Genomic DNA, 13,252 nt, shown 5'->3' on the forward strand with positions numbered 1-13,252 from the left:
AGCAACTAATTCCGGATCTCCAAAGCCTTAGCGAATACTCAAATACACTTCATCCCCCATATCCCACAGGCTATACACCAGCGCTTTGAGCTTTGCTAGAGCCTTGCCGCTATAATCTCCAGTACCCTCGCCTGTTAACGTCGTCACCGGCGCAATGCAGCCCTGCAATTCACGGAGTGCATTGTTGGCCGCATGGATCAGTATTGCTTCGCGGCCGAGCACCATTGGGATGCCAATCTGCTCGCCATGTTTGGGATAGCGCCGTTTCTCCAACTTATATCGACCAATTGGAATACAGCTAATCCTTGGTGTATTATTTCTATCAGGCAGCTCGATCGTATGGCATATCTCTTCGCCTTGATAGCTGATGGTCCCATTGGTTCCCCGTGCTCCATACTTTCGTAGGAGCAGCAGGGTGTGTTTAACAGCCATATTAGCTAATGGATAATTTACCCAGGTAAACACTCGGAGAAGTCTTGATACCATCCTGATGACCGGTAAATACCCAGCCTTCCAGCGTGTCACCGGAGTAGCTGGTAGGTAGCTTGAAACTCATACTTGCTTCTTCGCGAGTCGCAGACTCCAGGATACTAAAGAAATTCTTGCTGCTGTTGTACATGAGCAGAATAACAGAATCGCCGGCGAACGCGTTAAGTTTGTTGAACTGCGGCTCCCATGTCAACATGATCTCCTGCGGAAAAGCTTCTGACCATTCCGCACCCATCAACGTTGCCAATGAGCCCTTGGAAATAACGATCTTTGCATAATCTATTTCAAATGCAGGGTAAGTACCTGTGACGCCACCATAATTCAGGAGATATTGTAGCGCCTTGTTGTACCCTGTTGCTTTACTCTGCAATTTGTCCGAATAGCCCAGGTTGAGTAGATCTTTGATCGGCGAAAGAAAAGCTACCGCGGTTGCAAATCTTGCCCGCTGTGCGATCTGTCCTTCACTCGCTTTTTTGCTTGTAATCTTGGAGAGTGAGCGGACATAATCCACACCTCGCCAACTGCTTCCTATTACACTTCCTACTTTCCCAGAGTAAGCTCCGTGTATACCTTTTAAAAATCTTGCCATGATTATACATGTTTAAATAATAAATAATTACGACTGTCATGAGCAGTCTTTGTTTTGCTAGCAAGAGCTAAATTAGCATGACTTTTTTCAGTAGAAGGATAAATGCAGGGATGGATAGTACACGGGTGGCCATGCTGTCATTGCCTGTCAACTTTAAGAGATAGGCAGCCCCTCGGCAGTCCTTTGAGTCGTTAAGGGATTGTATTCGGGACATCTTCGGAAAAGATTGCAGACAGCTTCGACACCGCTTCGGCTGCTGTTCGGGTATTGTTCGGGTGCTGTTCGACTGGGAGTCGAAGCCGACTCGAAGCGTTGTCGAAGCCCACCCGAAGGAGCGTCGAAGATGTCCCGTAGCTGTGTCGAAGCAAAGTCGAAGGATAGCCATAGCGTCGCCGAACAGCTACCGAAGCGTAGCAACTTGAAAGAGCTTGCGTTCGCTTGCTCCCAGAAAATAAAAAAAGAGCCAAAAGGCTCCTTTTTTTTACAACGTGCTAAATCCGCCCTTTGCGCCTGCTCTCTTCCAGTTGTTGATGTAAATCTGACAAGTAATAATAGTGCCGCTTGCCCAGCTTCCTCGGCATGAGCTTTCCCTCGCGGACCAGCCGGTAATACTTCGATTCAGAGATACCCAATTTGTCGAGCACATCAGCGATATCAAGCATATGATCCAGTTCGGAAGGTATCTCCGCTGTGTCCGTAGATACTTTATTCATTTCTTCCGTTATATGGGTCAATATCACTTTCAATAAGGAGGTTATGACCTCCAAAAGGTCACATATGCGATTCATTAAATTTAACATAACCATGCAATTAAACATGCTGGTCGCCGAAACGAGTCACTTTGCACCATTGGCACTGTGCAAAGGCTCCATCACCACAGCGTTAGACAATACATTCGTTTTTAAGCCAGATTAAATTCCTCTTCCAATTTGCTTTCATCTAGCGTATCTATTATTCCCCAAAAATTATTGATGTTGTTGCGCAGCTCACGCGAGGGGGTGACCATTATTTTGAGCTTATCCTCCGGCAACAATCGATGTAGTTTCTCCTTGATCTCAGCGGTAAGTTCCAACATGGTGGGCCGATTTACGGGCACGCGAAAATAGAGCATATTGACATACACTCTCGCCCGTATTTTGACCAACCAGGGATTTTCACGCAGTGCTTTGGTGGTCACCTCTATCCGACACAACTTTCCGTCATGCAGATAGACATCTGCCGTACGTTGTTGTTTATAGATGATCACCGCGTGCAGGCATTTTATCGTGGTTTCGTCTGCCGTTTCTTTATCGTCCCATTTACGCAAAAGGTAGACCATCAGTGCTAGCCGATCCCGATCGCGCTGCCACAGATTGAACAGTGTAGCCTGGGATTCTGATTTTGTCACAGCTGGGAGATCGATTGCTGTGGTGCGGACATTGTGCCGGGATAGCTGCCTTGGGCTCTTAACCAGCAGGTCGGTCGCATGTTCAAGAGAATCTCTATTTTCACCAGTTTCGGATGCACCTGCTACTAAAAGTGGCTCGTGATCTTGATCGAGCTGTGACTTGGACTCCGGCGGTATCTGAATCGCCGTGTGAACAAAGGATTGCCAATCGAGCAATACCCATTTTGGAAAGCGATTTACCAACAGTATATAGGCGGTCACTATGGGAAAGAAAAACCAAAAATCAGTGGTCAGATACCATCGCGAAAGCAAGATCAATCCCGGCCTGTGCGGTAGCAACACTTCCAGTACGACGCCGTGGATGGCTAGGACAATACCGGATGCGCAGAGCAGATAGATCATAAAATTCAGCTTGGTATTCCTACTGAACCGCTGTCTAACAACCAAGGCTGCATGTATGTAGCTGATCAGCATAGCGTAGACCAGCAACAGCAAGACCGTGCCGATCCATACCGCCATAAAACGTTTGCTTTGGATACGGCCGAGCATCTCGCTGCCGGCAGAACCCACATTGATGATCAAAGCAAGGATAATGCAAAAGAAAAAATGAAGTGGATAATAGCCCATTTGGCTCCATCGGGCAATAATAGTCTTTAATAAATACGGAAATAATCTTCTACTTTTATTTAAATTCTCCGATCGCATAAGGAATACAAATTGGTCTGGTGATTGATTCAAAATAAAACACTTACCTCAAATTTACAAAATTTCTTTAAAATAATACTAATTTCCCGATGAAACATTCCGTCAAAATGTACCGAATCCAGTCATATCTGACCAAACAATTTGTTTTCTATGGTTTTAGCTGATTTATTTGTGGTTTTACGTAACAGCAAAAATATGAAAAGAACATTTGACCAAGCAGGTGTCAACGACCTGCAGCTAAAAGTATTGACCCTTCCTTATGCCGAGCGTCTTCCTATCATCAACTCCGTCATGAGCGATTTTGTCGGCTTTATGCATACCTATTTTGAGCTACGCCTCAGCCAGATACAATATCTAAATACCATGTCGCTTGCACTCAAAACCGAACTGAGCATCGGGATTGCCGACAGCTGGAACAACAGCCTAGCGGTTGACTTCCAAAAGAACAGCAGCTCGGTCGATGAAGAAAAAGACACACCAAAGGACATCATCCTTTCACGATACAATTCATCCAGTGACCTACCTGTTGCGAACAGATTGTTGCCGACAGGTTATTTTTCTATCCGCATTGTTTATCGGAATTCCGCAGGCAGCTAATCCACGTTTCTCCGAAACAGACGTGGCCTATTCCCCAAAAACACCAGCGCTATGCGGACCCCATCATTCAGGTTGATAGAAGAAGAAATGGATTTTGTGAGCAAGAGTACGCTCACAAAATCCTTTCAACAGCGGTTGCCCGGTAGCCGGACCAGACTGCTATGCCATCCACAAATTTGTCTGTTTGAGGAGTATCTGCAGACCGGCAATTTGGAGAGCTATTGCTATCAGTTCGAAGTGCATAGCTTAACAACAATCCGTTTTGAGATATGCAGTCCGCAGACCCATCTGCTCTACCATCTCGCAGGGCATGCTCCGATCCATTACAGCCAGCCACAGGTCAAAGAAACCTTTATTTTCCGCCCGCGGCATGGTGCGTTTCTCTATGCCCCCGAAACTGAAATTACAGTAAAATTTGAACCCGGAACATATCTCATTCAAGGGTTTACACTACCGTTGAATCTGCTTCATGTCGGCGGGGTTCCTGGCTTTGAGTATCTCTCTAGCGTGATCGCAGCGCATAAAGGCAGACTCGCACAGTACCGAGTCAGCCTGGACTTTGCCGCTATGGAGCAGACCCGACAGTTATTTACCGAGCTCACGAGGGAACTCAGCAAGAAGCCGTTGATACCCAAAAGTATTATCCTTCACACAATTCAGGATCTGCTCCTTCTGAGCAAAAATAAGCTACTCAAAGCGCAGGGTCTCCTGAGCCACCAAGACCATTTGGCTCTACAGGCGCGAGCGTTGATCAGCAAGCGGATCGCAGAAACGGAAGAACGGATTTTGATTGGACATATTGCTGCTACACTGCACGTTGCAAAAGATCAACTCAACAGATACCATATGCAGCGCTATGGCGAGACGCTATTGCATTTTCGCAACCAGGTATTGGCCGACAAGGCAAAGCATCTGCTGGATCGAAAAATGCCTGTAAAGCTCGTTTCAGACTTTTGTGGCTTTGGTCAGATTTCTAGTTTTACCCGGTTTTTTAAAAATGAGACCGGGTTATCTCCGACGGCTTACCAACAGCTTACCTTTAATCCCAAAAAGCGGAGGTAGGTTTAGATTCACGGATTTTGTCAAATCCTGATGCGCTTTATGTCAAATTAGGCGCAGCGTCGGTCACTATCTTTGAATTATGAACCATATACCCATAGGACTGGGTGAATTTATAAACAAAGAAGTATGATCAAGCAAGAGCGTATACAGCGTACACAACGAGTCAGGGTAAATTCGCCAAATGAACAACCATTCGCCGCGGATATGAGCGCCTCACGTCGGCAATGGCCTTCGCAACTGGTGCAGCGAAAATATTCTGGCTTGTCGAAGATGAAACTTTTGCTTTCAGTGACCTGCTGCTGTGCTGGTCCTGTACGTGACAGGCACGGCCGCAGGTTTACCACATTCCCGTGTGGCGGTACGATACAGCATTTACGTGAAAAGGGCTGGCCTCATGCGGCGTTTCGGTCAGCCCGGCAGAATCTGTGAAACCGGATACATCCTGGATGTAGCTGATTAATAAACAAGATTTGACAAATTAAAATTTTGCAACATGGCTTTATTTCAATTGAACAATCAAAGCGCACCAGCAGACGAAAGTAGCTATTCATTAGCTTCCGGTACTCCTAGTTGTGTCGGCGACCAACGCATTTGTACAATTACTGCAAATGACAATGGTTCGGGACAACCAGAAATAGATGAAAATCTATTGAGCGAAATGGTTACCGCTTTGAATACGCACAGCAATACGACAAACGTTAAACTGAAAGCTTAAGCTCGCAAGTTTAATATTCTAAAGGCCGAAGTAAATATCTTCGGCCTTTCTGCATTTATTTAGCTAAGTTTTTAACAACAATTTTTTCAATCGTTCGATCCTCTTTTGACACTGTAAATCCAATTGCCTGCATACTGTTTTTAAAAGACACATAGTCTGTAACCACACCGAGCTTCACTTTTTCACTCATATTATTGACATCCAATATAATAGGAGGAAAATCAGGATTGTTTATCTCTAACAATGTACAGACCATTTTTATACTCATGCCGTCACTAGGTTTATTACTATTATTTGCCGACCGCTTTGTTACCAACCATATTTCACTGTCTTCCAAAGCAAATGACACGTTCAATCTCATCCTGTTTGTCATATCGGCTACCAGCGCATTGACACGCTGTTCTTCCGTCCACGATAGTGGCCAAAAAGATTCATAGCAAAACCCGTGATCTTTTAACCATTGTGATTTTGATTCGGCTTGGTAATCCAAAAAATCTGTTTCATCTAAATCAATAAGTTTAACTCTTTCTTTTTTCATTAGGGGCAACTTTCTCACATTGGAATAAGCGTAGTACAAAGCCGGAAGAAGCGATACATTAGTCATTTTGTACCGGATCTTTTCTCCTATCGTATCCCTTTGATAAGTACTCGGTAGGCCATTCTTGTAAGCCGACAATGTAGACGTCAAATCTGCGTTACCATCAAAAAATTGGAGCTCCTCAAAATCATTCTTAATTGGCCATTCCTTTGTGGTTTTACCTGCCAAAATCTCCTGTATTGACTTTTTAGTAACCATATCACCAGCAGTAATAGCTATAACTTTTCCTTTGTAAATCCATACCACATGAGGATAGCCCTTATGTGGAAATAAATTTTTAAAAGTATTGTCTTCAACTACGACATCCAATTTGTTAGTTTTTGTGTATGCATTCTTTTTGAAGAAAATACTTACTACAGCTCTACTCTCCGGTGATATCGGTAGTATCTTTATTGTATTGCCAAACGCTACTTGCAGCCTATTATTTTTTGGAAAGGCTTCGATACAGGCCGTACAGTTGGTCATAAAAAAATCTAGAATAACCAAATCAGGTTTCAAGCTTGTAAAGTTTATTTCACCTGTTATCGTTTTCACCTTGTGTTGAACTTCAAATTTATCACCAATTTGAAGTGCGTTATTGTCTTGATCCTGTGCATATAAGTATACAGTATTAAAAAAATACAAGATTATTAGAGACAGCAAATTTATTTTCATTTTCATCTACCTTTGATTTTGTTGTATTAATGGATTGAATTCTATTACCTTTTTAGGGATTAGAAATGCATAGCGCAAATCATTTGGTTCTATCGAATAGACAACATTGTCGATTATTCGCCGAAAGGTCTTTTGAAATGCTGGATCTTGATTTAATCTTTTCATATCCATCCACCTTAAGTTGCGCATGATCAAAGATTTATTACGCTCGGCCAGCACTTCTTTCAAGACTAATTCCCTATCATCTGAACTGAAATCCAGATACGTATTTTTGACATATCTTGATCTTAATAATTTATTCAGGTATCCAATAGCATCGACTACCTTATTATTTCTCACTAACGCTTCCGACAAAGTTAAGTAGAGCTCATCTGTGGCAACCCCACAAAATGTCGAGGCGTTAACAGCGCCATCATATCTTCCCTTGAAGGCGTATGTACCGTTATTATTGCTTTTAAAATATAGCGTCCTTCGCAGATCATCATTCTTATAGGATTTGATTAGATTGGAATCGATTTTTGCTATAGTCGGATTAATACTGGCATTTGTAAAAGTGACTGCATGAAAAATCACTTCATCGTTAAAACGTGCAAAGGGCGCGGATGCCGTCTTACTCAGTGTAGTATAGTCAATCAGAACCGCATAAAGATCCAGTGCTTCTCTTGCTCTCTTTTCAGCTATCCCATAGTCGCCCATCATTAAACCCAAGCGGGCTAAGGTCGCTAAAGCAGCTGCCTTTGTCGGCCTCGTTTTAATTACAATTTTTTCTGGAAGTAATGGTACTGCCTCTTCTAGATCTTTTTTGATCTGCTGATAGCTATCCTCAAGCGAAGACCGAGATTCAATATAGTCGATGTCCGGATTTAACCTTAATACCACGCCAAGGATGTTCTTTGCTTTGGCGGCATCATACCCCACAGTAAATACATTCAGGAGCTGCATCCATGCATAAGCTCTAAAAAACAGAGCTTCGCCTTTAATGCGTTCATAATCTGTAGGGTTAACACTTCGATCAATATCCTTCAATAAGCTCAGTACCTGATTAGCAATGAGGACTACTTTATATGGAGCCTGCCAATGATTTGTGGCCAATTCAGCCATTTGATTCCATACATGAGCATTTCGGTCTTCACTATTTGCTATTGCGTTAAAATTGGCCGCTTTAAGGTAATAGTGATCAGAAGCAATATCCGGAATCGGAGAAAAACTTGAGTTCATCGTACTTCTATTATCGAGCAAGGCATCACAGTCTGCCAATGTTTTTGGTACGAGCATTTTTTGATCTGGCTTCACATCCAGATATTTATTACAACCTGCAAGTGTTAATAAACTGCAGGCTAGCATAAAAATAATCTTTTCTACTTTCATCTTAACTCTTCTTAAAATGTTACCTTATAATTCGACCTTAGCACCTAGTGATAATGTAAATTGTAGCGGAATAGCATCCCTATATTCAGGATCTATGTTGAGTTTGTTCGCTTTCCAAATAATCCAATTGATATTTTTAGCAAAGGATGTCAGTGCAAGCGATTTACAAAAGCCCGGTTTTGGTAATCGATAGGATAAGTAAAGGTCCTGAAGACGCAAATTATCTCCTTTGATGACCAGTACTTCAGATTTTTTGTAAAATTCATCTCGCAGCGAATTCAATGGATATTGTAATGATGGGACTACCGTTGTTAATTCGTCACCGGGATTCTGCCATCTTTTCAAATAATCATCGTGCCCCACACGATTAAGCGCAAAGTCCATTTCAAAAAAAGATTTGCGAAACATATAGTGCCCCCATCGTGCCTGCATATTAAAAGCGAAGGAGAAATTGCCGATTGAAAACTCGTTTTCCAGCGAGCCGTAAAAAACGGGGCGTCCAGGTCCGACATATTTCATATTGTCTAGCGAACCGTATAAAATACCGTTATAGTCTGTAGACACTTCACCATTCAGATATCCACGGGGATCACCATTCTGCGGATCAAGACCTGCGTAAGCAAAAGCGAAGACTGCCCCCTCTTCAAATCCTTCGCGCAGGAAACCGCCTGCAGAACCCGAGGTAGTAACGTAGGTCGCCGGGCTTGACCATTTATAGGGATATCTGGCAACTTTAGTCCTATTTTTACTCAAAAGCAGCTTATTATTCCAGCTAAAGTTCCCATGACGGATGTTTTGGCTCATAACTGTGAGCTCAAAACCTTTCCCACGTAATTCACCACCGTTCTTGGTAACCGATTCATACCCCATGGTAGGGTCAATAGGAACGTTTGTAATCAGATCTTTTGAATTCTTGTGGTAATATTCAAATGTTCCAGAAATTCGGTTCCGAAAAAGACCAAAGTCCAAGGCCAAATTCATGGTCTGTATCTTTTCCCAGGTCAAACTTGGATTAGGCGCCGAACTTAGCGATCCATACGGCAAATTTGTATAAGAGTCTGCTCCATTATAATAAATAATTGGATAGGCACTATATGATGTATTGGCCCTACCAGCGAATCCATAGGTAAACCGGAGTTTCAACTGATCAATGTGATCATTTTTCGCAAACCATTCTTTATCCATTCGCCATGAAACACCTGCTGACCATAGTGGCTGCCATTTGTTATTGGCTCCAATTCCAAATATGTTAGAGGCATCCTGACGTAGGCTACCTGATACGATATACTTTTCTTTAAATTCGTAATTAGCATTAGCAAAGAAAGATACAAAGCGATTTTGCTGCAACATTAGATCTACCCCATCCTCAATCGTACTGCCACCATAACCTTTATTTAAAATCGGAAAAACCGAAGTATAATCTACAGGTAGGTGATTGAGATTTTCGCGGTTATAACCATATAGGATATTTGCATTTCTAGTATATTTCTTATCCCTTATCTCGCTGCCACTCAACAATTGTATGCGGTGTAACTGATTAGGTGAAAGCCAGCTGTAGTTCCCCTGAAAACGCAACGTATGACTTTCCGTATTATCATTGATGTAGTTCATACGATCACCAATAGGAATTGGTCTTTTTAATACACTATTATCATTCCACTGAGAATAAAAATTGATCATATTTCTTGCTGCGTAGGAGTCAACTCCTACCCAGTCTTCTATCGGATTTTGAAAATTCTGATAAATATAAGCTAGGTTAAGATTGAGGTTGTCGATCAATCTGTAGCTTGCCGAAAAATTGATCAGTAGATCTTTTGGATTGGCTAGTTGATGGTTCGCATCTATTTCCTTTAATGGGTTAAAATGCCAGTCCAATAACTTCCCGTTGCCAGCCGTGTCCCTATAAGCCTTTCGTATCGGCACAATATCCACATCTACTGGCTGACCATTATTATCTACCAGCTTAAGGTAAGGCCACTCACTTCCATTTGCATCTGATGCACCGTATGAGATTGTCTGTAAAATACTCTGGTCTCTGGCGTGTACCTTTGTGTATCTTATATCCGTATTGATCTCTAGGTTAGCAATAGGCTTGGCCTTAACCGAAGACCTGAACGTATATCTGTTATTTTTAGAGGCAATATTTTGATTTTTGTTGATATCAGTTCCCAAAGAGAATAAATAGGTGATTTTTTGATTGCCACCGGATACATCCAAATTATACTGTTGGAGGAATGAGTTTCTATAAAAATAGTTGCTGTAATCTTCACGGACGTCATATCGCCTAAAATTTTCGATGGCATTGTCGACATCCTTTTGTATCGCATTTCCACTTCTCAACGCACCGAGCATTTCAATAACCGGGCTCACGGTACTGTAGCTATTCCTCTCATTCAAATAGTAATCATAGTAACCTTTATCAAATAGATATCTTTCATAATCTATAAAATTGGGGCTGGACATAAATGGAAGCTTATAAATGTCAGGTTTGCCTGCAAATGTCAGATTAGACGTAAAATTTACCCTTCTAGGTTGGCTGTAGCTTCCACTTTTACTAGTCAGCACAATGACGCCCCCCCCGCCGGCTGTACCCCAGATGGACGAAGCTACCGCATCTTTTAATATCGTGACACTCTCAATATCATTTGGATTAATATCACGTACATCACCTTCATAAATCGCATTGTCCAATACCACTGTCTGCTTAAATGTTCCTGATATCGCTGATCTACCGCGCATTAAAAGGTTGTTGGGCGGTGTAGCATTATATGGTGATCGGTCAGCAAACTGGTAATCTTTATCAATCCGAAGGCTGACGCTTGCGTTTTCTAGACGGTCTAATATATTACCCCCAACGCGCTTATTTAATATCTTATTATTGATCAGCTCAAAACTCCCCGTCGCCCGCTCCTTCGGAATTTTTTGGTACCCGGTAGAGACCACCCCCACCTCTTCCAATTGATTCTCTAGTGGTAGCAGTTTTATAGCCAATGATACTCCAGCACTATACGAAGTTTCTAAGCGCTTAAAACCGACATGGGAGAATGAAACAGTACCTTTCGGATTGGAGACTGTTAACGAAAAGGAACCATCATTTTTGGACGAAGCCCTACCCTTTTCACCTTCGACTCGGATGGAAACACCTTGGATCGGCTTACCGTCGACAGACGATACCACAGAACCGCTGATGGATAACAACCCATCGGCCCCGCTGTCCTTGCGGGGCGTCTGAGCCGATAAACTAAACATATGAAATACGGTAACAATTACTAAAAGAGTCCTTAGGATTAATAGTTCTCTTAAGCTATATGCTTTATTTGTAATACAATTAGTTTGTGTATTTGCTAAATTTACCTGCTGGGCAGCCTGCTTTGAACAGGCTATACTTCTCCCAGTCCTTATAAAATTGTTCATTTTAAGGTTTTAAAAATGGTCATAATCTTCCCCTTTCCTCGCGGAGGCGATGGATCAGGTCATTAGAATAACTCGTAAAAATGTTCCGATATAGTAGTCTCTAATTGGTTACAAAGCAGATGATATATTTACAATGACACTTTTTCGGATGGTCATACAGACCTCTAGCCTTAATGGAATTAAGGCGGATTGGGATTTTTTGAATGTTTGTTTTTAATAATCATAACTCGTTATTGGTTAAACGAGTCTTGGGATGAGACATTTTTAGATAAATGCGGGCCTACATGCCGTGGTTGCGAAAAAGTTTCTGAAGCCTAACGTAACACGGACTAACAGTAGGCCCACATCTATCTTATCAAGCAAATATACTAAAAGCTTTTATATAAGAATAGACGCGGGTATTTAAACTACTGCCTTGCGTTACGGCTTCAGAAATTGCAACCGCAAGACTCTTTGTTTTAAATACCATAAATCCTCTCTTTCGGAGAAGAAACTATTTATACAAACTTAGTGAATTCCTCTAATAATTCATAGAAATATTTAATACATTTTTTCACAAACCGCCATAAATTAATACATGGCAAAGGATATCAATATTATAATCGGAAAAAATCTCAAAATAGCTAGAGAAAAGCTACTGTTTAGTCGAATTGAAATGGCTAATAAGTCAGGAATTAACCGAGGATCAATAGAACGAATTGAGAAGGCTCATAAATACTTTAATACAGAAGAGCAGGAGAAATATATAAAATTTATCGGTATAGAAAAAAGCGTTTTATCTAGCTCTTCTTTCAATTTAACATGGAGAGAGGTAACAGCAATTTTGAGAAAGAATCATCCCGAAAACCCATCTATTTGTAATATTTCGAGTAAAGAGACCAAACCTAAAAAAATGATTATGCAAAGAATTCTTCCTGAAAAGCTACTGGAAGATCCTACAACTGCTGCGGAATTAACAGCAATAATTTCCACAAAGTTCAAAATAAATATTGAACCAAATAAAGTGCAGAATTGTTTAAATTCTTTGGTAAATATTGGATTACTAGTAAAGACTCAAACATCACCCATAAAATATAAGCGTTCCAACAAAAAGTTTCCCAAAGAAATAGATCCCCTTTTCGACTTAGTAATTAAATTAGAGCAAATTTGTAAACTATTCAAACCTGACTTAGTGAATAGTGACAACAAAAAAGACAAACCTTCTTTAAGAAAAATGGCTATTATGCTTCTATCATTGGATGACGGTGAGAAAACAAGAAAAGAACTTTTTAGTAAAGCCGAGATGATAAATGATACCAACAATGTCGTTAGGACAATAAAAGTCTTAGAAAATATTAAGTTGATTACTAAAACTAAATCTCCAGTTACCAGCAGTTTACAGAGTTATAAATTGACAGACAAGGGCTCTAAACTGCTAAGAGAATTGGAAGTATAGTATTCTCCGAATAATAGACATAGTACGGGATAAATTTATAGTGCTTGGAAATATTCATTGAAACGTAGTACCGAGGGTTCGAATCCCCCCCTTTCCGCTGAGACATAAAAGCGCAGTTTGAGGCATGGAAAATAAGATTGTGGCAGAATCGTGGCAAAATGATTCTTTAACAGTCGCAAAACAGCTCTAATAGGGCTAAAAACAAAGAAAGTTCCAGTCCCTCACTCTCCGCAAGATTT

At 41.4% G+C, this 13,252-nt stretch carries 11 protein-coding genes; 4 read left to right on the forward strand and 7 right to left on the reverse strand.

The window, feature by feature from the left end; all coding sequences use genetic code 11:
* Positions 1 to 27: 27 nt before the first annotated feature.
* The 4 genes from J2X77_RS16550 to J2X77_RS16565 form a co-directional block, all read right to left on the reverse strand.
* On the reverse strand, positions 28 to 486 hold the full coding sequence (locus J2X77_RS16550) for a DUF5675 family protein (protein ID WP_307186433.1): 459 nt from the start codon (positions 484 to 486) through the stop codon (positions 28 to 30).
* The gene (locus J2X77_RS16555) at positions 434 to 1,078 is read right to left on the reverse strand and encodes a DUF6266 family protein (protein ID WP_293886390.1); all 645 of its coding nucleotides are present in this window, start codon (positions 1,076 to 1,078) and stop codon (positions 434 to 436) included. The genes J2X77_RS16550 and J2X77_RS16555 overlap by 53 nt, the downstream gene beginning before the upstream one ends.
* A gap of 491 nt (positions 1,079 to 1,569) precedes the next feature.
* Complete coding sequence (locus J2X77_RS16560; RefSeq protein ID WP_310081657.1) at positions 1,570 to 1,878, reverse strand: helix-turn-helix domain-containing protein; 309 nt, start codon at positions 1,876 to 1,878, stop codon at positions 1,570 to 1,572.
* 101 nt (positions 1,879 to 1,979) lie between these two features.
* Positions 1,980 to 3,170, reverse strand: coding sequence for a hypothetical protein (locus J2X77_RS16565; protein ID WP_310081658.1), 1,191 nt, complete (start codon positions 3,168 to 3,170; stop codon positions 1,980 to 1,982).
* Between the two features lie 195 nt (positions 3,171 to 3,365).
* On the opposite strand from J2X77_RS16565, the gene J2X77_RS16570 reads away from it, so the two are divergent.
* The 3 genes from J2X77_RS16570 to J2X77_RS16580 all read left to right on the forward strand — a co-directional run bounded on the left by J2X77_RS16570 (position 3,366) and on the right by J2X77_RS16580 (position 5,544).
* Positions 3,366 to 3,767 (forward strand): hypothetical protein, encoded by a 402-nt coding sequence (locus tag J2X77_RS16570; protein ID WP_310081660.1) that lies wholly within the window; start codon positions 3,366 to 3,368, stop codon positions 3,765 to 3,767.
* A gap of 51 nt (positions 3,768 to 3,818) precedes the next feature.
* Positions 3,819 to 4,829, forward strand: a complete 1,011-nt coding sequence (locus J2X77_RS16575) for a helix-turn-helix domain-containing protein (RefSeq protein ID WP_310081662.1) — start codon at positions 3,819 to 3,821, stop codon at positions 4,827 to 4,829.
* A 493-nt stretch (positions 4,830 to 5,322) separates the two neighbouring features.
* Positions 5,323 to 5,544, forward strand: coding sequence for a hypothetical protein (locus J2X77_RS16580; RefSeq protein ID WP_310081664.1), 222 nt, complete (start codon positions 5,323 to 5,325; stop codon positions 5,542 to 5,544).
* A gap of 55 nt (positions 5,545 to 5,599) precedes the next feature.
* Here the strand turns inward: J2X77_RS16580 and J2X77_RS16585 are convergent, their stop codons facing one another.
* From J2X77_RS16585 to J2X77_RS16595, 3 genes are read right to left on the reverse strand one after another with little or no spacing between them, the layout of a single operon-like run.
* Entirely contained in the window at positions 5,600 to 6,802 is a 1,203-nt protein-coding gene (locus J2X77_RS16585) for a hypothetical protein (RefSeq protein WP_310081666.1), read from the reverse strand.
* Positions 6,803 to 8,164, reverse strand: coding sequence for a RagB/SusD family nutrient uptake outer membrane protein (locus J2X77_RS16590; protein WP_310081668.1), 1,362 nt, complete (start codon positions 8,162 to 8,164; stop codon positions 6,803 to 6,805).
* A gap of 24 nt (positions 8,165 to 8,188) precedes the next feature.
* Positions 8,189 to 11,413, reverse strand: coding sequence for a SusC/RagA family TonB-linked outer membrane protein (locus J2X77_RS16595; RefSeq protein WP_310081670.1), 3,225 nt, complete (start codon positions 11,411 to 11,413; stop codon positions 8,189 to 8,191).
* 742 nt (positions 11,414 to 12,155) lie between these two features.
* Between J2X77_RS16595 and J2X77_RS16600 the strand changes: the two genes are divergently transcribed.
* Positions 12,156 to 13,013, forward strand: a complete 858-nt coding sequence (locus J2X77_RS16600) for a helix-turn-helix transcriptional regulator (protein WP_310081672.1) — start codon at positions 12,156 to 12,158, stop codon at positions 13,011 to 13,013.
* Positions 13,014 to 13,252: the final 239 nt, after the last annotated feature.

Origin of the sequence: Sphingobacterium sp. 2149, assembly GCF_031455655.1 — a bacterium.
Lineage (GTDB): Bacteria > Bacteroidota > Bacteroidia > Sphingobacteriales > Sphingobacteriaceae > Sphingobacterium.